Source organism: Candidatus Poribacteria bacterium (assembly GCA_026702755.1).
Taxonomy (GTDB): Bacteria; Poribacteria; WGA-4E; order WGA-4E; family WGA-3G; genus WGA-3G.
Genome location: JAPPBX010000096.1, coordinates 19351 through 38724, shown reverse-complemented (window position 1 = coordinate 38724; position 19374 = coordinate 19351). Strand labels below are relative to the sequence as shown.

The following is a 19374-nucleotide window of genomic DNA, read 5'->3' as shown; positions in this document are numbered from 1 at the left end:
CCGAATGGACATAGCCCAGTTAAAAGACAAACTGTCTGAGATTAAACAGATGGGCTTTGTCGTTTCATTGCGGAGAAGTAATACTGGCATAGGCTACACGCTGGAGACTTTACTTGGATTGGAGGAAAACAATCTTAAGACCCCTGATTTTGGGGATGTCGAACTGAAATCCCAGAGAAATGGAGTTAGCAATCGGGTAACTATGTTCACTTTCAACCGTGGGACTTGGAAGATGAAACAGAAGTCCTTGATTGAGAAATACGGTTATATAGATACAAACGACCGTTCGTCCTTATACTGCACCGTCAATAGCAAACCGAACAATCAGGGACTTTACGTGAAAGTTGAGCAGGAAGCAGTCAGGCTCTATCACGTAGATGGGTCCCTCGGTGCTGAATGGGCAGGTGAAAACTTAATTAATAGTTTCATGAAGAAGATGCCTGCCCTGGTTATTGTTTATGCAGATACCCGTATCAATTCAGAAGAAAAGGAAGAGTTTTGGTTTAATGAGGCATTCTACCTAACACAACCAAATGAAGATAATTTACTGGATTTAATTAAACAGGATATTATTGTCGTTGATGTGAGAATGCACCTAAAAGAAAGTGGATCAGTTAGAAATCACGGCACCGCTTTTAGAATTGACGAAAGATTCTGGAATCTATGCTTTGGTAATCGGGAAAAACTGATATGAGCACAGACAATCTGAAATATAAAGATGAAACGTGGGACTTCCGAGTCGCTGATACCAAAGAGTACTCCCACTGCTTCCACACCTACCCAGCAATGATGATCCCGCAAATCGCACGGAAACTTCTTAAGGAGTATGGTATAGAAAACGGATGGCTGCTTGATCCGTATTGTGGGACCGGTACCTCTCTGGTTGAGGCATCTCTATTCGGCATGCACAGCGTTGGATGTGACATTAACCCCCTCGTGCGCCTCATAGCAACTGCCAAATCAACTCCGATTTGCCTATCTACCTTAGACAAAGTGCTGAACAGGTTGAATGCCGATCTCTTTCAGGTCGAGTTTGGAACGGACAAGATACCTGACGCGCCGATTCCGAATATCCTCAATCTGACGTATTGGTTCTCTGAAGAGGTTATCAAATGTCTCGCTTATCTACGTGATTGGATTAACAAGGTAGAAGACAAAACTGCCCAAAACTTCATACTGGTCGCTTTTTCGGAAACGGTTCGTGAAGTCTCCTATACGCGGAACGGAGAGTTTAAATTATACCGCATGCCTACTGACAAACTCAAGGACTTCAACCCAGACGTTTTCGGAATTTTTAGCAAAAAACTCAACAGAAATCGGCAAGGTTTGGCAGCGTTTCTCGAAAAACGGAAAAGCGTTGAGGCATCAGTATCCGATGCAAACACTGTTCAAGGTGAATTCCCACTACCGCGTCCACTCGGCGGTTATGACATGGTGATTACATCGCCTCCTTATGGAGATTCGCATACCACGGTAGCTTATGGACAGTTTTCTCGACTTGCAGCGGAATGGATAGGCTTGCCGAATGCTCGCAAAATCGACAAACTCGCAATGGGTGGGCAGCGTTCAAAAGAAACGCTGACAGGCTCACCAGTATCGTCTGCCATTGAGAAAATTCATTCGGTTGACAAAAAACGAGCGTGTGAAGTGTCAGCGTTTTATATTGATCTTGAGCGTAGCATCAATTCAGTGGCACAAATGCTTTCATCAAATGCTACAATTTGCTATGTTGTTGGCAATCGTCGCGTCAAAGAGGTTATGCTGCCAACTGATGCCTTTATTGTTTCAGCATTTGGTCAGCACGGCTTTACCCATAAGGCAACTATTGTCAGAAACATTCCAAACAAACGGATGCCAAAGAAGAACAGCCCTTCCAATATTGCAGGTCAAACCTCCACAACAATGCACGAAGAAAACATCGTCGTTTGCCAAAGGACGACTCATACATGTCTGTAGGACAGATTACGCTTACATCTGTAACAAAACGGTTCGGCGATACGGTCGCCGTTGATGATGTATCGTTACAGATAGAGGGCGGCGAGTTTTTTTCACTGCTCGGACCGAGTGGATGCGGCAAAACGACAACGCTTCGTATTATCGGTGGATTTGTGTACCCTACCACTGGAGAGGTTTACATCAACGATGAATTGATGGCAGAAACACCGCCTTATCGTCGTCCAGTCAACACCGTCTTCCAAAATTACGCCCTGTTCCCGCACAAAACCGTCGCACAGAATATTGCATTCGGACTACAAATGAAAAGGGCATCGAAATCAGAAATTTCAGATGCCGTTGAACGTTCATTAGATTTAATTCAGTTACCAGGGTACGCGGATAGGAAACCGAGCGAACTCTCCGGTGGCGAGAGACAGCGCGTGGCACTCGCGCGTGCATTAATCAATGAACCCACCATCCTGCTGTTAGATGAACCGCTCTCAGCACTCGATCTAAAACTCCGAAAACAGATGCAATCGGAACTAAAGGCATTGCAACGTAAAGTCGGTATTACGTTCGTTTATGTCACGCATGATCAAGGTGAAGCGTTGGCACTCTCTGATCGCATAGCGGTAATGAATGGCGGGAAAATCCTTCAGGTCGGAACACCCGCTGAAATCTACGACTCACCGCAGAGTCGTTTCGTCGCGGACTTTATCGGCACCTCCAATTTCCTTGAAGGAACACTTATCAGCGAAAACGCGGTTGCCCTGACAATAGAACCACCGTCTAAAATTGTCTGCGCACCGACCAGCGATATTCCCTTGAACACACCTGTCACCGTTGCGATTCGCCCAGAACGTATTGACTTAACAACAACTCCGACCACTGATGCCGTGAATCTCTTACAAGGCACGATTCAGGACGAAAGTTACCTCGGCACGACGCTTCAATATACGGTGCAGACCGATTACCCAACGCCACTTATCGCTCAGCAACAGAATACAGGTATGAGAGACACACATCACTTCCAACGCGGTGATAAGGTCTATCTGCAATGGGCACCTGAAAATGCGATTGTCCTGAAAACTGAAGAAGACTAACCGCCAGACAACGGCAGTTTGACTTTCCCATTGTCTTGCTGTTGCGAGGTCAAGAAGCCGATGATAATCTGGACGACCTTATAACCTTCGCTCCCAGGCGAAACGGGTTGCCCACCCTCTGCAACAAGACCTACCAACTCTCGAACGCCTGCGGGGATACCTGTCATATCCCATGTCGGTGCCTCAATCGTTTCGACAACGTCGTCTTGGTGGAGTGTTGCCCCTTTGTCACTGATAAGAATATAGCCGTTGGTGCCAACAATCTCTACACGGAACCCGGAGAGTGTCGTTTTCGGACCGCCAGCATAGTAACCGCGCACACCATTTGCGAAATGAATATATCCGTGCGCCGACGGTTCCGTTGCTGGAACGTGTCCGCCATCACCTTTATATTCGTTGTAGTCCTCGTAGCCGTCCTCTAATTCGGCAGAGACCCACTCTGGATCCGAGTCTGCGAAATAGCAGATAGCATCGACAAGGTGTGTCCCGTTACGGAAAAGCATTGCGCGACCACCACTCAAGGTACCGATGACATATTGGACATCCCCGATGCGTCCACCACCGACAATCACATCATGCGTATGCCGCCATAAGGGTTGCCACCGTCGGGTATGGTCAATCGACAGAATCGTGCCGTTTCGCTCGGTTGCCTCTATCATTCTGTCCGCATCTTCAACACTCGTCGCCATCGGCTTTTCACAGAAAACACCCTTTACACCGGCGTTCGCTGCGTCAACAACCAGGTCCGCGTGCCGATGGTCAGAAGTCGCCACCGTCACGACATCTAAATTCTCAGCGGCGAGCATCTCCTGATGGTTGGTATACAGAGAGATGTTATCCCAATTGTCCTGATATTTTTCCTTAAAAGCATCTAACGTACTCTGAACAAAATCGCAGCCAGCGGCTAATTCAACATTCGGCAGCCCGACGATCCCTGATGCATGTGTCGTGCCGATACCGCTACACCCAATAACCCCAACACGTAAATTTGCCATGTCTATGTCCCCCTATATCCTGTAACTTCAAACTATGGAAAACTGCAAACGAAATGCCTACGAGATTAACTATTTTGCTACGGAAGCGATTATATACCGCATCAGATTAGAAGTCAAATTTTTTGTGGTGGATCGGTAGGTAATTCAGCAAAACGATTTGATACAAACCGAAAATTATGATAAAATATCCATGCAAGATTAACCAATCTCATTATGGAGGAAAATAATTGTGGTTAGAATTATCGCTAATTCGGAAATACTTGGTGGAAAACCGGTAATTGAAGGCACGCGTATAAGCGTGGAACAGGTGTTGGGTTTATTGGCAAAAGGTATGACAAACGAGGAGATTATTGAATCTTATCCGATATTAAGTGAAGAAAGCATTCGGGCTGTCCTTGGCTACGCAGCACGCGCATTGCAAAACGACATCTTCATAGATATGCCTTTTCCGCGCGATGGAGCATCTTGACAATGCTACCCCCACTTGTCGCGGATATGAATATAACGACCCCAGTTGTTCAGTTTCTACGCTCTCAAGGGGTTGATGTAGTTTCTGCTTTTGAAGAGGGGTGGCATCTTTACAAAGACGAGGACATTCTCGCTAATGCATATATGATGAGTAGGTTTGTTCTAACGCACGATTCCGATTTCGGGAAACTTGCAGTCTATCGGAAACACCCTACTACAGGAATTATCCTTCTGCGTCCAGGTGGGCGTACGCCAATTGAAGTAATTGATGACCTACAAGAGTTACTCAAAATGCAGGTGGATTGGACTCCGCCTTTGATCGCCGTGTATCGATCTGGACGCCTAAGGCTTCGTCGACTTTAGGGTAAGGTATGTCCCCTAATACCCATCGGTATACCAAAAGATATGATGCGACTTGATGCCTTGTGATAAAGACTGTGGTTGGTTGTGTAATAGATTCGGGATTGAATCATAAGAATTCGGAAGTGCGTCGGGTCGATTGATGCGATACATCGCACTGCTCTGTTCGTCAATCGTTGGAGCATTAAAACCGTCTGCAATAGGTGCTGGATAGACGACCTCAAATGATTCCACATCCATTTGGGCTATAATATTAGAGAGCATGCTTTCAAAAAGTTGTTTACCTTTCTCCTGGGCAAAGGATGGTTCTGAGGCGATGAACTCCTTAACGTTTAGTTGACTTTCGTTCCGAACGACGGAAACATATCCTTCAATATCCCCATCCCGTTCAGCAACCCAAGCATTCGGTGACTCGGTTCGTACCCACTTTGTCCAATACGCTATTTCATCTCTGACGATGGTGCCATTGAATTTGCGGGCGTATCCGTCATAAAGTGCAGCGATTCGCTTAACTTCGGTGTCATCATCAAAATTAGCTGGACGAACTTCACATTCCGAACCTTTTTCAGCTGCGAAAGATTGTCTTGCGTAATAGCGAGGTACCTTTTCCCATCCTTCAATGGAATAGATGCGTTGGCTTCCGAAGAGCAAAGAGACGGCAATATCACGGGACTCCATAAACTCGATCGAATCCTTAAGCAGTTGTGAAGCGAGTCCACGCCGCCGGTATTCTGAGCGCGTGCTGACCTCACCGATACCACCGACGGTTATCGGCTCCCCATGCAAAAACATCTTCCGAATAAAAACCCGCACTGTGCTAACGATCGTACCATTGTCAACGGCAACACGAATGCCTTCAGGATCTCTCCAGGGATCGTTGTGCCAATGATTAGAAAAATATTGGCGACCCCCTGTAAAGACAGTCGTAACATGGTCCAGCCACGCCTCCAATTCTTCAGGGTAAAGGGCGCGAAACTCCATTTTTATTGATAGACCTCACTTTTGGAACGGCACAGGGACTGTGCCTACTACTTTTGGAACGGCACAGGGACTGTGCCTACTACTTTAAAACTTTATGGTCAACTCTCCAAGGAACTGGCGCGCCTCATTGCGGCTCCCAAACACCTCGTAGAGGTCCCCGGAGACATCGTAAAACCGACGGATAAAATTGCGACTCGTTTCAGCAGGGTTGAGATCAGCATAGCGAAGCCAAAGATTTGCCCTTGACCAGATATCCCAATTGAGTTCAACAACCGTAGAACTTGCATCACCGGTATCTATTCTGCGCTGTTTGTTGAGGTCAGGAAAGAGCGCGTCCTGCATCAAATCAGACGTGCCATCAACGCGCCCAACAGACAAATTGAGTTCCTTATACCGATATGGATTTGGATTCGTGATAAACTTCAGGTTCGCGGCGAACGCATTCTCTAACGCCTGTGTCTCAAAATCGTAACTATCCTCTACCTTCGCCGGGGTAACATAGCGTTCATCTTGTTCGCCGTACGTTAATTCGTCAAGGAACGTCAAATGCCACCGCTCCGAGAGGCTGTAGGTCCATCCAAATAGATTTTTAAGTTCCAACTGGCTGAGTTCATCTTGGACATCGGTTGAAAAGTCAATGTCCTCATAATCTTCCAGATAGTTGTTGTGCAAACTCGCAGCGCGAACACTGTAAAATCCGTTCATGTGCGAGGGCTTCACGGTAAATCCGCTTACAGAATACTGCGCGATCGTAAAATCGCTGGCATCCCGTAGATAAAGGTGCCCCGCAGCATCCAAATCCAAGAAGGTCAGATCGTGTTTTTCCTCGCTGAGCTGATCTGTTTCATAAACGATCCGTCCCAGATACCGTCCGTTGGGATCAAACTTCTGAACGCGTGAGATGATATTATGAAAGAGGGTCAAGCGGATGTCTTTCCGTTTGAGTTCTTCAGCGAGTTCTTCTTTATCCTCGTCATAGGTTTCATCGGCGTAATATCGACTGTATTCTGCTTCTTCCAATAACCGTACACGTCTATTCAAGGCGGCAGTGTCGGCAGCTGCAGCGGCACTCTGTGCAAACGGACCGTATCGTGACTGCGTCGCATTGACAATAGTATCCGCGAGTTCAGCTTGCCCCGGCGTACTCTCCGTTAGCTGCGTCAATGTGGGAGAGAGCGCAATAACCTCCGGCAGTCCACCGACTTTCCTACGAAATTGGCTGGCATCTTTAACGAGGATTTCGCCAGTGGGCAAGGTAACGAGTGCCATTGGCTTCACGAATTCACCGTTGCCGCGTCCTTCTCTCCCAAAACTACCGAGAGGTTTCCCTGCTGCATCGAATCTCACAATGCGGTGGTTACCGGTATCTGCAATGAGGACGTTCCCACGCGCATCAATGGCGATGTCCGCGGCATCCATATCAAATTCACCTTCACCTGCGCCATATCTACCAAAGGCAAACAACTTTTCTCCATCAGCACTGAATTTATGAACTCGCCCCAGTTCTGCGTCTAAAACATAAAGTTCATTTTGGGAATTGAGAGCGACGCGGAGAGCTCTGTCGTGTCCCTTGGGCTGAATGGCGAAAGCCGTTTTCCCTTCTTCGTCAATGATAAGATTCACTGGCAAAACAACCTTGGGATGGACATCCACCGGATCAACAAAGTAAGTGTCTAACAATTCACCCGTCCCACTGAACTTGTAGACACACGGCGCGAACATATAAACTTTCGGATCCTTGCTCTCAGCAATATGATGCACGGTCACATCGGCAACGTAGATGTTTCCTAAACTATCCACAGTAAGATGCCCCGGTTTCCGTAAGATATTATCCAGCGATTCCGGTGCTTCCGGGATCTGAAACAGAAATTCTCCTGTTGCCGACAACTTCTGGATAAGTCGATTCTCAGCGTCGCTAACGTAGATATGCTGCTTATCAAAGGCGAGATGAATATCCTTACCGAACCGTCCTTGTGTTGAGCCTTTGCCTGCAAATTCACGCTCTAATTGGATAAAATCCACCGAAAAAGCGGAAGGTAATCCAAGGCATAACGAACAGAATGTGAGTAGTATTGTAAGAGTTGTATTTTTCATCTTTTCGCTTAGTGCTCCTGCAACAGAAGGGCAAGTTCTTTACGGAATTGTTGTATCTCAACTCGCATCGCTTCAAGTTCTTTTTGCATCGCGTTTTGATTACTTTGTCTGGAGACGAGGATGAGTTGTGGTATACCAACTGCTAACACAATTAATGCCATGACACCCACCACCAGTGCCACAACTATCGTTATGTTTCTGTCGGTACCATTTAATCTACCCTCCAAACGCCCTATTCTACCGTCGAGTTTGTGTTCAAGTGATTCAAGTTTTGTATCAACATATTCGCGCGTCTGCTTTTCTGATTTATCAATATATGCGCGCATGCGTTCCTCCGATTTATCAATATATTCACGCGTCCGTTTCTCCGATGCAGTAACGGCTTTTTCTACAATATCGGAAATCGTTAGGATATCTTCGGGTGTCAATTCGGCAAACGCCGAAGACGTAAATAAGAGACAAATCACTATTATCCAGTTTCTCATCAGAATTTCTTTTAGTAATAGAGGTTATTGGTGTTTACCTGCTGCCTTAAACGCCATTAATAGGGTACATGCTTCTCATCTGAATGTCAAGGCAAAACGTCTTCTGACCAGAGCCATTCCGTTTTCCCTAATAACCATCCCAATCCACCAAATAGTAACTGATTGCTGACTGCTAACTGCTATTATCTAATCCGGCAAGATACGGTACCCCGTGCTAATCCCAGTAATCATCCCGATAATCGCCCAGAGTCCAGCACATGTCATCTCTCCGAGAACGAGTCCAAGGAATATCGGTCTTGCACTCCGATACGCCTTCAAGCCGCCATATTTCACGATACTAAACTTTAAGCCCCACCCCAAGAATATAGAGAACCAGAGTTTAAACGTCGCCCACGAACTCAGCATCGTATAACCGAGCGGATGCAGGGGCCACCATACAAAGGTCTGACGCATCCACATCAGCCAAATCGTGAACCCGCTCCCGAATACCATAAACCCTGTGTTTGTCCAATTCGTGCTTGTTTTCGGGCTTACAAGCAATCCCTCAAGTTGACGCATAAACCAACTACCACCGGTATAAGGTGCCCCGTGTGCATAACTAACTTTAATCGCAGAGTAATAGGAAACACCAAGCCCGATAACCATTGCAACTGCCATAGCGATGAGTAGCTGCCGTCGTTTGACGCGTGCCTCATCCGCAGCTTTTAGTCCGTTCATGATGTTTGGCATCATGAATTCGCGAAGGTCTAATGTGAGACACACAGGGTGCATCATCAGCGAAGTCAACGTGGAAGGGTGAATTTTTGAGGTGCCTAAGGTGGTCAGGAAGAAACTCTGTGGTGAAAACGATGGATTGATGAACGGAATGCCGCCGTTAATCACCTGCCACGTTAGCAGGACATACATCGCAAGCAGAAACAGAACGAAGCCGAACGCGAATATGAGGGACATCCCCATCAAATGATTAAAAAACGCAAGCACACAGATACCGCCGAGAAGTCCGAAGATTGTAACGCCATGCGGTAAGGCTTCGTCGGAAGGTCGGAACTGGAACATGCCTTTAATGTGATGTCGCGCTTTCCAGAGTGCGATGGCAACAAACGTCAGGCATGCACCCGCTTCCTGTGCAGCACTAAATGATTTACCTGTCCACTGCACACCGGGTCCCGAAGTGAGCTGGAAGCCGAGCATTACACCCAAAAGACATTGGAGTTTGTAGAACACAAAGAAAAACCAGATGCTAAAAGATACCTCCAGGGTGAGTAGATAACTAAACCCTACCATCGACCAGAAAATGACAATCTGAAACGGACGTAACGCGTTCCAAGGACGCTCGACGAGATATTGATTGAGCCAGAAATCGCGTGGAACATGCGGCATGGACGGAAAGAACGTATGGAGACCATTCATCGTATGAAGGAATACTGGGAACGCAAAGCCGAACCAGAGCGCGCTGTTTTTAAAGAGCGGACCGAGGCTACCTCTGCCTTGCGCTGCCATCTCCACAGGTAACTTAACAAGTGGAAAAGCGCAGCGTTCATATTCCACCCACTGTCTGCGGAGCAGTACAGAGAGGCAGATCATCACGAAATAGACCACCAGGACATAGGCACTCCATGTTAAGATAGGAACTATCCATGCCCCCCACGGCACGGATTCTCCTGCGAATAAACCTTCAAAGAAAGACTGCGCTGCGGTGTGATCGCGAACGACGCGCCAGTGTGGAATGTAGTGGTGGAATAGTGACTCCCAGTCGTTTTCCGGTGTGGCGAGATATTGATACGCCACCATTGGACTGAGAGCATAGCGCATCATCCCTGAAGACGGAATGCCCGCCGGTGCGATCATGATACACCAGATTGTGACGAGTTCCCCAGGTGAGAACGCCGAGGCAGGGTGGACCTGTTTCAGGAAAACATTGATACCCAACACAAAAATTGTTAGGACAAAGAAGGGCGCGACAGGAAAGTGGCCACCTGCAAGGAAGATATTGCGGATGACGTAATCGTTATAAGGCGCAAAGAGACACTCAATAGTGGCGCATGTCAAACCGATCAGCACAGCACGCCATGTGAGACTATCTCGGGTTCGTTCCTGAATCAATTTATTGCCTTTCAAACAAGATTTCTACAGACTATCCTGATAACACAGCACAGTATACCACAGTCTCTTTTTCTCTAAAATCTAATTCCATTTCAACGATACATCTTACAACGGCAACCACAACGATACTTGTGTCCCTTCATCCGGCGTGCTGTCCATTTCTACGCTACCACCGTGTTCCTCAAGAATCCGCTTGACATTCGCCAATCCAAGTCCTGTCCCTCTCGTTTTTCGGGTAAAGAACGGTTCAAACAGATATTCTAAATCTTCCTCTGGTATTCCAACGCCAGTGTCCACAACCTTTATGCACACGCTGTCGTCTTCCATAAGTGTAGACACCTTCAATACACCACCCTGCGGCATCGCCTCCATTGCATTCAAGACCACATTCATAAACGCCTGCTTCAATTTATCTGAATCAAATTGGATTTCTGGGGTTTCAGGTAACAAGTCTAAGACTAACTGGATTTTGTGATGTGCTAAGTTGGCTTCCATCAAATCCAAAACAGATTGTAGGACAGGCGCGAGGGATTGTTGCTTCAGGTCAAGGGTCGAAGGACGCGCGAAGTCCATCAACCCTTTAACTATGGTGTCAATCCGTTCAATTTCCTCAAGGATATAGCGGAGAGATTGTTGATGTTGTTCCTGCGACATTTCAGATTTCTGCATTAACATCTGTGCTAACATCCGCATCGACGACAACGGATTACGAATCTCGTGGGCAAACGAGGCAGACATTTTTCCTGCTGTCGCCAACCGTTCCGCTTGAATTAACTGGTCTCTTGACTGCTTAAGGTCCTGCGTCATCTGATTAAATGCAGCAGCAAGATCACCGATTTCATCGTGTGTTTTAATCTCACACTGCTCATCCAAGTCGCCTGTTGCGACGCGAGTCGTAGAATCGACCAAAATTTTAATCGGATTCGTCAAATTCTTCCCAATACGATAACTGATGAAAGCAATCAGTGCCATAACGAGAACAGCGATGCCTAACATATACCACGTCAGGGTTCGCTTCGCTTCGGCGATCTTATCCATCGGACGCAACAAGCAGTAGAAACGTCCAGGATTGATTGAAAGATAAAAAACTTTATAAGGCTTTCCAGCGAGCGTTACATCGTGCGTGAAAGGGGGGCCATCCGCTTCTTGGAAGTGCTTTTTTACCTCACTCAGCCGCATCTTTTTCGCTAAATTTGTCCAATCTCGCTCAGCGTCGGAAAGCCCAACCAATGTGCTATCATTAAGCGTGTAATCGGAACCGAAAACCATAATTTCTACACTATATGCTTTCTTGACCTTCTCACTATCTTCCCGAATAAACCCAGTTTCTACGATGGTGTCGAGCCAGCCTTGGGTTTCACTTGTAAACTGCTCACTGTACTTCCACGCGAAAAGCTCAACGGTTAGCAACGGCACAAAGACAGTGACACAAGCAAAAAGGAGCAGAAATGGAAGAACAATTTTGGTTTGAATGCTATACCGACGCATCGGGACCTTCTTTTTTTAATTTTTCCTACAAAATTTCAGTTTTTCTGAAATTTTGCACCTTTTTACCCAACAAATCGCGTCACTAACAATAGGAACCTATTTTTTTACTTACGAGATAACTTTAAATGCTAAGGTGGTCTTTAGTATAACCGAAAGCAGTTGACCTGTCAACTGGAGCAATTAGGATAGCGAATCTATTTGGTCATATATAAAAGCACATTACGATTTTGCAAATTTTTACGAGAAATGCGGTTCGGCGGACAAAGATTTTAATCGAACAAAATCCTAATCAAATCTGTCTAAATAGTATGTGGAAATGGAAACTTTAAAACAGAAAAAAATGGGAACTTTCTGGTGCTTATAGTGTGTAATCTTTAAGATATTTTGCTTTCAATGATGGCATTACAAATTTAGGTCCCTCAAATTTAACTTCGTTCAATATGGAGGTAACAAGCATGACTTATCCGCAGAAATTCGCCACCGCGTACACAGAATCGGAGCTTGAACAGATTGACGAAGATGCGCTTGTCAATCGGTTTAAGGATGGGGACACAGAGGCTTTTAATCCCCTTTTCCTCAAATATGAAAAGAAAATTTATAACCTCATGTACCAGCGAGTTCGCGATCGGGAGACAGCAAAAGACCTTTGCCAAGAGGTCTTTCTGAAAGCGTTTAAAGCACTGCCCAACTTCAAAGGTGGCTCCGCGTTTTACAGTTGGATTTACCGGATTGCTATCAATTGCAGCATCGACTTTCAGAGGCAGTGTAACCGTAGTAAACTTCTTACGTTTGAAGAATTACCACTTGATGCGGACGATGTCCTAACAATGATGGATTCTCACCCATCGCCTGAGAAACTCCTTGAAGAAAAGGAACTTGGTAAAATGATTCGAAAGGCAGTGCGGAAACTTCCGCCGGGTCAGCGTCGCGTTTTCAATCTACGACATCGGAGAGAGCTCGCGATTAAAGAGATAGCAGTGCTGCTAAACAGGTCGGAAGGCACCATTAAAACACACTTGCACCATGCACATCGGCGGCTCCAAGATATGCTGCTTCCTTATTTACGAAACGAACCACTGGAGTGGCATGGAGAAATTTAGTAGACGCTGCAATAGATATTTAAGGAAATTGGCTTGCGGATCCGCGACCCGCACTACATTAAAAAGTAAACTTTCGTTAATGCAATTCTGTAACGATGATCTCTTAATTGTAGTGCGTAAAAACAAACTTACCTTTCAAGCGTCTTAGAAAATCCCTGAAACACCATTAGAAGATAGGCTGAAACGATACACCGCCGAAAAAAGTGATAATTTCCTTGACACAATATTTTATATATCGTATAATTAATACGGAAACTAAGTAGTATAGGTGGGATGGCAGAGTGGACGAATGCGGCGGTCTTGAAAACCGTTATGGCGAAAGCCATCGTGGGTTCGAATCCTACTCCCACCGCCATTATAGATAAAGATAAAACGGTTGGGGTGGACGAATGCGGCGGTCTTGTCTTTTGATAAGGGCGTTATGGCGAAAGCCATCGTGGGTTTGAATCCTACTCCCACCGCCATTATAATAGATAAAGATAAAACGGTTGGGGTGGACGAATGCGGCGGTCTTGTCTTTTGATAAGGGCGTTATAGTGAAAGCCATCGTGGGTTTGAATCCTACTCCCACCGTCATAAGGAGAGGTGCAGGAGTGGTTGAACTGGATCGCCTGCTAAGCGATTATGGCGAAAGCCATCGTGGGTTCGAATCCCACCCTCTCCGTTCTAATAATCATCCGTTGTTGGTTGTCAGTTTTGAGTAACTTGTTGTGGCAGTTCCATTTTGCTTGCGCGCTGCAACCCGTCTTAACTGATAACTATTACTATACGCGCCTGTAGCTCAGTGGATTAGAGCATCTGACTACGGATCAGAAGGCCGGGGGTTCGAATCCTCTCAGGCGCTTCAAACCCATTTGTTGGATAGAATTTGGATAGCGATTCTTTCTGGATGCGACAAGCACTTAAATTAGCGCAGCAAGCAGGGGAAAAGGATGAAGTTCCAGTTGGTGCTCTGCTTGTGAGTGGTGACACCTTGGTGGCTGAAGCGCACAACTTGCGAGAATCGTGCGGCAGTCCTATTGCCCACGCAGAAATGCTCGTCATACAAGCAGCATCCGAAAAAATCGGCGATTGGCGGTTCACTGATACGACCCTTTATGTAACTTTAGAACCCTGCCCGATGTGTGCAGGCGCAATCGTATTAGCGCGTATCCCGAAGGTCGTTTACGCCGCAACAGACCCAAAATCAGGGGCAGCCGGGACACTCTATAACATCCTCCAAGATGAACGGTTGAACCATTGGGTTGAAGTGGTGAGTGGCGTGTTAGCAGAAGAGAGCAGCACCCTGTTAAAATCCTTTTTTCAAGAACGTCGTCGTCCATTTTAAGAAGAGGCTATCAAAGTTCGGACGTACGCACTATCCCGTCGCTAAAGGGTAGATAGCTTACATCAGAAGGAGAGATGCAGGAGTGGTTGAACTGGACAGTCTCGAAAACTGTTGTGGCGCAAGTCACCGTGGGTTCGAATCCCACTCTCTCCGTTTTTTTTTCGCTTTCGCTTAATAATAGGACTCAAAAAGATTTTACTGTCGCGAAATGTCTAATTTTTGCGGCTTGTGGGGCAGTAGCTCAGTTGGGAGAGTGCATCCCTCGCACGGATGAGGTCACGGGTTCAAATCCCGTCTGCTCCATACTTAATGGTTTTCAGTTGTCAGTCGTCAGTTACTGGTTAAAGGGGGAGTTTGTCGATTTAAACTCGCGCTTAACTGAAAACTATAAAACGGAGAGATGCAGGAGTTGGCTGAACTGGCATGACTGGAAATCATGTGTGCTGTTTTGCAGTACCGTGGGTTCGAATCCCACTCTCTCCGCCAGTTTTTTAATAATTAACGCCTTGGCTATGCTAGGTGGGGAGGTAGCGGTGCCCTGTATCTGCAATCCGCTAAAGCAGAACTGAATCCCCAGGATGCGGCCTGTTTCTGTGGGGCCTGTCCCGCGCACGTGGTGTTGATGGTTGGGTCTTGAGCAACGAGTGCTTGTTGAACCCCGTCAGGTCCGGAAGGAAGCAGCGGTAGATGAGTTCCTCGTGTGACGCAAGGGTGCCTGGCCTGAGTTAACGACGTGGGCAACGCTTGGAGGAATTTGTCAACCTTGGGTGCATAGTCATTTTTCGGGCGTATTCGTTGGACTGACCACACTGCATGCCTAAACTCGGGTCGTACAAAAAAGGATTGCCTAATGTCTTACGAGGTTCTCGCCCAAAAATGGCGTCCCCAAAACTTTAGTGATGTTGTCGGACAGGAGCACGTTACGACAACGCTAAAGAATCAGATCCTATCTGGACGTATCGGGCATGCCTACCTTTTCTGGGGACCACGTGGCACTGGTAAAACCACAGTCGCTCGCATTCTCGCCAAAGCTGTCAACTGTCCCAACCGATTTCAAGAAACCGAATTTGACTCCATCAAGACCGCGGAACCCTGCAATCAATGCGAATTTTGTAACGACATCTCCCAAGACAGATCCTTCGATGTTATTGAGATGGATGCCGCCTCCAATCGCGGTATTGATACAATCCGAGACCTCCGTGAAAACGTCAAACTCTCGCCAGCCACCTGTACCTACAAAATCTACATCATAGATGAAGCGCACATGCTCTCACCGGAGGCGTTCAACGCCTTGCTGAAAACGCTTGAAGAGCCACCGTCGCATGTCATATTCATCATGGCAACAACTGAACATGCCAAAATCCCAAAAACAATCAGTTCTCGCTGTCAAGATTTCGATTTCCGACACCTCGAAGATGAAAAGATAATTGAACGCCTACAATTACTCATCAAGGAGGAAGGGGTTTCAGCTGATTTGGACGTACTCACCCTTATCACGCGCCAATCCGAGGGGTGCTTACGGGACGCAGAAAACCTATTAGAACGGCTTATATCTTCTGTAGGCAAGGATTTGACGGTTGAAACCGTTGAGCAGACTATCGGGCTTAGTTCGAGCTCGCTTCTTGGGGAGCTTACGGCGGCAATTACGGAAAGAAATCTGGCAAACGCATTAAAAACACTAAACAATCTAATGAAACAAGGGACTGATTTGTCGCAATGTTTAGATCAACTGATAGACCATTTCCGAGACCTCCGGCTTTTGGCAATTGATGATGCCCTTAGTGAACAGATTCAGAGTCCGAGATCAGATCTGCCTAAACTCAAGCAAGAGGCAGAACGGATGTCCGTAGGTAGACTCTCACGGATTATCAAGATTTTGATGCACACCAGTCGCGATATCAAGCAATACGGTTATCCTCAACTTCAATTAGAAACAGCACTCATTCAACTAAACTCGCTTGAAGAAGGTATCCCACTTGAGGAAATTCTCAAAAAATTGTCTGCGTTGGAACAGAAGTTTGATTCAGCAGGACTTTCCGCAACGGGGCAATCCGCACCACATCCACAAGAGACATCACCACAGATGCCTCTTCTCACAAACCAGGATACCCCTACCTCCAAGGAAACAGCAAGGACACATTACGAAGAACAAACCGCAACGCCCCCTTCATTGGACTTAAACGCGTCAACTTCTTTTTCTGTCTCACCTGAACATCGAGATCTAGCAAATCTGCCATCATTTTGGGACGCGGTAAAATCAAAACTCCCAGTAAAACTCAGGCATGGCTTGTTAGAGGGAGCTGTCCCCACTGTGAACGGCGCAAACAGAGTTCAAATCGCATGTTCACCCTCATACCTTTCCATGATAGTAGAGAAAGACAAAGAAGCTATAGCCGAAACACTAACGCAAGAAGTCGGTAAACCTGTGAAAATTGAGTTAGTTGCCTTAGATACCGTCCCGCAACCGATAGCCGCCGAGGATGAGACAAAGGAAGCGACACGAAAGACACCGCTCATGCGTAAACTTGAAGCCCAAGATGATCCACAACTTAAAACCGCACTCGAACTTTTTGAGGCAACAGTTGTTGAAACCCAATAATCGCTTCTTTCCAAATTGGAGAAGCAGATTCTATAAGGAAATTTCTAACGTTCCAAGTATTTTTGTACCAAGACGAAAATCCACACAGATATGATACAAAGCCGCTTGGGGACAGGACCAGAATTATGAAGATGAATGACCTGATGAAACAGGCACAGCAAATGCAAAAGCGGATGCTTGAAATTCGAGAGGAACTCGCAAATCGCACCGTTGAAGCAACCGTCGGTGGCGGAATGGTAACCGCTGTCGTCAATGGACAACAGGAAGTTGTATCGCTCCGTATTACACCGGAAGTCGTTGATCCAGAAGATACGGAAATGCTCGAAGATTTAATCGTCGCAGCTGTCAATGAAGCACTGCAACAGTCACAAGAAATGATGTCAGCAGAAATGAGCAAGTTAACCGGTGGCATTAAAATTCCAGGGCTCCCGTAATAAGAAGCGTAAAAGGTGAAGGCACAGGTGTCTCTACCTCATCATGAAGATTAAGAATTTAAATGGGTAATCTCGTCGATGTTCTAACAACGGTAGGCCCTTTTGCCAAACCGAAGTGGGTATCGTCACGACATCACCCTACCGCTCTTTTAATCCTCATCCGTGCTGTGGGAATTAGCACAAAAAATCTATGCAAGAATACCCAAAACCGCTGGCGAAACTCATCACAGAGCTCCAAAAGCTGCCAACGATTGGTCAGAAGACAGCACAACGCTTAGCGTTTTTTATGCTAAAGTTACCTGACACCGAGACGGCTCAAATTGCTGAAGCTATCGCGCAGGTGAAACAAGAGTTATGTTATTGTGACGTATGTGGCACTATTACCGACACAAATCCGTGTTACATCTGTACAAGTCCACGCCGCGATCGGCAGGTAATCTGCGTTGTCGAAGAATCCGATGATCTTTGGGCAATCGAGCGGACCAACGGTTATAAAGGACTTTATCATGTACTTGGTGGTGTTCTTTCACCGCTTGACGGGACTGGACCCGATGAACTCGGAATTAACACGCTGTTTCAACGAATTCAAACTGCCGCTGTAAACGCAGAACCGGTGCAAGAAGTCATCCTCGCGACAAACTGGACAACAGAAGGACAAGCGACGGCCCTCTATCTTACACAACACTTGGAAGCGTTTGAAGTCGCTGTAACTCGAATCGCTTATGGTATTCCTGTGGGTGGTGATTTGGAGTACATTGATGAGGTAACCCTCGCAAAAGCATTGGAAGGTAGAAGGAAGGCTTAAATGAGAAAGCAGTGGTTTGCAGCACTTTTAATCAGCGTGTGTTACAGTGTATTGAATATCGCATGGGCGGAGTCAGACGCAAATAGTCCAAACGCTGAATCAAAAAACACTGCTCGAGTTCGTGCAAGTACGTCACGCGCGGCGAGTGCCGCTTTCGATGCACAGCGCGCTTTCGCAATATTGAAGAAACAGTGCGAATTTGGACCACGACCGCCGGGTTCCGCAGCGCATAATGAGACGCGGGATTACCTATTCACGGAACTCCAGAAATACGCGAACAGCGTAGACTTCCAACCGCATCAATATGAAGCTGGAAAGGTAACGCTTCAACTGAACAATATCTTGGCAGAATTCGGACCATCAACTGGTGGGGAGACACTTTTACTCGCTGCACATTGGGACACGCGTCCTTTCGCTGATAGAGACCCAAAGCCCGAAAATCAAGACAAACCGATCCTCGGTGCCAACGATGGTGCCTCTGGTGTCGCTGTCCTTCTTGAAATGGCGAGAGTCTTAAAAACGCACCCACCGCCACGGCGAGTTGTTATTGTTCTTTTCGATGGCGAGGACTATGGCAGATCCATTGAGCATATGTTTATCGGCTCCCGATTCTTCGCGCGAAACATGGGAAGATGGAAACCTGACTATGGAATTCTGCTGGATATGGTTGGAGACAAGGATTTGGCGTTCCCGATAGAACGCTACTCTTGGAACGCAAATCAGGGGTACACGGAGGCAATTTGGCGGCGCGCGGCAACACTCGGTTTAACGCCGTTTCAATACCGCTTAGGGGACGCAATCATGGACGATCACGTTCCATTAATCGAGGTAGGCATCCCGATGGTTAATATTATCGACTTCACCTATCCGTATTGGCACACAGTCGAAGATACAGTCGACAAATGTAGTCCGAAAAGCTTAGAAGTTGCTGCCATGCTTGTTATCAGTATCATTTATGATGGACTTTAATTAGCCATCAGCCATCAGCGGTCAGTTAATACTTGTGGCGATCGCAAATGTTTTCACTGCCACAAAAATTCTCTTAACTGATAGTTCTCACTGCGAAGCAAACCGATTGCTGAAAGCCACTAAAAAAG

General features: G+C 46.6%; 17 protein-coding genes, 7 tRNA genes and 1 other RNA gene. 19 read left to right on the top strand and 6 right to left on the bottom strand.

Features of this window, described 5'->3' with window-relative positions; genetic code table 11:
• Positions 1–4: 4 nt before the first annotated feature.
• Genes OXH39_19125 through OXH39_19115 form a run of 3 tightly spaced genes read left to right on the top strand, consistent with a single transcriptional unit; the run spans position 5 to position 3038 of the window.
• Positions 5–694: an MvaI/BcnI family restriction endonuclease gene (locus OXH39_19125; protein MCY3552573.1), complete on the top strand. Its 690-nt coding sequence runs from the start codon at positions 5–7 to the stop codon at positions 692–694.
• Entirely contained in the window at positions 691–1956 is a 1266-nt protein-coding gene (locus OXH39_19120; protein ID MCY3552572.1) for a DNA methyltransferase, read from the top strand. Before OXH39_19125 ends, OXH39_19120 begins: the two co-directional genes overlap by 4 nt.
• A complete protein-coding gene (locus OXH39_19115) occupies positions 1947–3038 on the top strand; it encodes an ABC transporter ATP-binding protein (protein MCY3552571.1) in 1092 nt (363 codons plus the stop codon). Before OXH39_19120 ends, OXH39_19115 begins: the two co-directional genes overlap by 10 nt.
• Here the strand turns inward: OXH39_19115 and OXH39_19110 are convergent.
• A complete protein-coding gene (locus OXH39_19110; GenBank protein ID MCY3552570.1) occupies positions 3035–4033 on the bottom strand; it encodes a Gfo/Idh/MocA family oxidoreductase in 999 nt (332 codons plus the stop codon). The genes OXH39_19115 and OXH39_19110 overlap by 4 nt on opposite strands.
• Positions 4034–4262: 229 nt before the next feature.
• Here OXH39_19110 and OXH39_19105 point away from each other — a divergent pair, with 229 nt between their 5' ends.
• Positions 4263–4502, top strand: coding sequence for a DUF433 domain-containing protein (locus OXH39_19105; GenBank protein ID MCY3552569.1), 240 nt, complete (start codon positions 4263–4265; stop codon positions 4500–4502).
• Between the two features lie 2 nt (positions 4503–4504).
• Positions 4505–4864 carry a DUF5615 family PIN-like protein gene (locus OXH39_19100; GenBank protein ID MCY3552568.1) on the top strand — a complete coding sequence of 120 codons (360 nt, stop codon included), beginning with the start codon at positions 4505–4507 and terminating at the stop codon, positions 4862–4864.
• A gap of 15 nt (positions 4865–4879) precedes the next feature.
• On the opposite strand, the gene OXH39_19095 is transcribed toward OXH39_19100, so the two are convergent.
• The 5 genes from OXH39_19095 to OXH39_19075 all read right to left on the bottom strand — a co-directional run bounded on the left by OXH39_19095 (position 4880) and on the right by OXH39_19075 (position 12012).
• Complete coding sequence (locus OXH39_19095; GenBank protein MCY3552567.1) at positions 4880–5842, bottom strand: GNAT family N-acetyltransferase; 963 nt, start codon at positions 5840–5842, stop codon at positions 4880–4882.
• A gap of 84 nt (positions 5843–5926) precedes the next feature.
• On the bottom strand, positions 5927–7936 hold the full coding sequence (locus OXH39_19090; GenBank protein ID MCY3552566.1) for an NHL repeat-containing protein: 2010 nt from the start codon (positions 7934–7936) through the stop codon (positions 5927–5929).
• An 8-nt stretch (positions 7937–7944) separates the two neighbouring features.
• Positions 7945–8421 carry a hypothetical protein gene (locus OXH39_19085; protein MCY3552565.1) on the bottom strand — a complete coding sequence of 159 codons (477 nt, stop codon included), beginning with the start codon at positions 8419–8421 and terminating at the stop codon, positions 7945–7947.
• Positions 8422–8607: 186 nt separating this feature from the next.
• Positions 8608–10539: a hypothetical protein gene (locus tag OXH39_19080; GenBank protein MCY3552564.1), complete on the bottom strand. Its 1932-nt coding sequence runs from the start codon at positions 10537–10539 to the stop codon at positions 8608–8610.
• Positions 10540–10629: 90 nt separating this feature from the next.
• Positions 10630–12012, bottom strand: coding sequence for an ATP-binding protein (locus tag OXH39_19075; protein MCY3552563.1), 1383 nt, complete (start codon positions 12010–12012; stop codon positions 10630–10632).
• 455 nt (positions 12013–12467) lie between these two features.
• Between OXH39_19075 and OXH39_19070 the strand changes: the two genes are divergently transcribed.
• The 14 genes from OXH39_19070 to OXH39_19005 all read left to right on the top strand — a co-directional run bounded on the left by OXH39_19070 (position 12468) and on the right by OXH39_19005 (position 19246).
• The gene (locus OXH39_19070; GenBank protein ID MCY3552562.1) at positions 12468–13112 is read left to right on the top strand and encodes a sigma-70 family RNA polymerase sigma factor; all 645 of its coding nucleotides are present in this window, start codon (positions 12468–12470) and stop codon (positions 13110–13112) included.
• 267 nt (positions 13113–13379) lie between these two features.
• Positions 13380–13467 (top strand) — tRNA-Ser (locus OXH39_19065).
• 20 nt (positions 13468–13487) lie between these two features.
• A tRNA-OTHER gene (locus tag OXH39_19060) sits at positions 13488–13576 on the top strand.
• 115 nt (positions 13577–13691) lie between these two features.
• A tRNA-Ser gene (locus tag OXH39_19055) sits at positions 13692–13776 on the top strand.
• Positions 13777–13882: 106 nt separating this feature from the next.
• Positions 13883–13956: transfer RNA gene (locus OXH39_19050), tRNA-Arg, on the top strand.
• Positions 13957–13980: 24 nt separating this feature from the next.
• Positions 13981–14439: a tRNA adenosine(34) deaminase TadA gene (gene tadA, locus OXH39_19045; GenBank protein MCY3552561.1), complete on the top strand. Its 459-nt coding sequence runs from the start codon at positions 13981–13983 to the stop codon at positions 14437–14439.
• Between the two features lie 68 nt (positions 14440–14507).
• A tRNA-Ser gene (locus tag OXH39_19040) sits at positions 14508–14592 on the top strand.
• Positions 14593–14669: 77 nt separating this feature from the next.
• A tRNA-Ala gene (locus tag OXH39_19035) sits at positions 14670–14742 on the top strand.
• A 91-nt stretch (positions 14743–14833) separates the two neighbouring features.
• Positions 14834–14925: transfer RNA gene (locus tag OXH39_19030), tRNA-Ser, on the top strand.
• A gap of 24 nt (positions 14926–14949) precedes the next feature.
• Positions 14950–15214: signal recognition particle sRNA large type (gene ffs, locus OXH39_19025), an RNA gene on the top strand.
• Between the two features lie 75 nt (positions 15215–15289).
• A complete protein-coding gene (dnaX, locus tag OXH39_19020; protein MCY3552560.1) occupies positions 15290–17038 on the top strand; it encodes a DNA polymerase III subunit gamma/tau in 1749 nt (582 codons plus the stop codon).
• Between the two features lie 125 nt (positions 17039–17163).
• Positions 17164–17472: a YbaB/EbfC family nucleoid-associated protein gene (locus tag OXH39_19015; GenBank protein ID MCY3552559.1), complete on the top strand. Its 309-nt coding sequence runs from the start codon at positions 17164–17166 to the stop codon at positions 17470–17472.
• Between the two features lie 190 nt (positions 17473–17662).
• On the top strand, positions 17663–18277 hold the full coding sequence (recR, locus tag OXH39_19010) for a recombination mediator RecR (protein MCY3552558.1): 615 nt from the start codon (positions 17663–17665) through the stop codon (positions 18275–18277).
• Positions 18278–19246, top strand: coding sequence for a M28 family peptidase (locus OXH39_19005; protein ID MCY3552557.1), 969 nt, complete (start codon positions 18278–18280; stop codon positions 19244–19246).
• Positions 19247–19374 lie beyond the last annotated feature (128 nt).

Coding starts and splice junctions, on each gene's coding strand:
- OXH39_19125 (MCY3552573.1), top strand. CDS start 5: ATGGACATAGCCCAGTTAAAAGACAAACTGTCTGAGATTAAACAGATG.
- OXH39_19120 (MCY3552572.1), top strand. CDS start 691: ATGAGCACAGACAATCTGAAATATAAAGATGAAACGTGGGACTTCCGA.
- OXH39_19115 (MCY3552571.1), top strand. CDS start 1,947: ATGTCTGTAGGACAGATTACGCTTACATCTGTAACAAAACGGTTCGGC.
- OXH39_19110 (MCY3552570.1), bottom strand. CDS start 4,033: ATGGCAAATTTACGTGTTGGGGTTATTGGGTGTAGCGGTATCGGCACG.
- OXH39_19100 (MCY3552568.1), top strand. CDS start 4,505: ATGCTACCCCCACTTGTCGCGGATATGAATATAACGACCCCAGTTGTT.
- OXH39_19095 (MCY3552567.1), bottom strand. CDS start 5,842: ATGGAGTTTCGCGCCCTTTACCCTGAAGAATTGGAGGCGTGGCTGGAC.
- OXH39_19090 (MCY3552566.1), bottom strand. CDS start 7,936: ATGAAAAATACAACTCTTACAATACTACTCACATTCTGTTCGTTATGC.
- OXH39_19085 (MCY3552565.1), bottom strand. CDS start 8,421: ATGAGAAACTGGATAATAGTGATTTGTCTCTTATTTACGTCTTCGGCG.
- OXH39_19075 (MCY3552563.1), bottom strand. CDS start 12,012: ATGCGTCGGTATAGCATTCAAACCAAAATTGTTCTTCCATTTCTGCTC.
- OXH39_19070 (MCY3552562.1), top strand. CDS start 12,468: ATGACTTATCCGCAGAAATTCGCCACCGCGTACACAGAATCGGAGCTT.
- dnaX (MCY3552560.1), top strand. CDS start 15,290: ATGTCTTACGAGGTTCTCGCCCAAAAATGGCGTCCCCAAAACTTTAGT.
- OXH39_19015 (MCY3552559.1), top strand. CDS start 17,164: ATGAAGATGAATGACCTGATGAAACAGGCACAGCAAATGCAAAAGCGG.
- recR (MCY3552558.1), top strand. CDS start 17,663: ATGCAAGAATACCCAAAACCGCTGGCGAAACTCATCACAGAGCTCCAA.
- OXH39_19005 (MCY3552557.1), top strand. CDS start 18,278: ATGAGAAAGCAGTGGTTTGCAGCACTTTTAATCAGCGTGTGTTACAGT.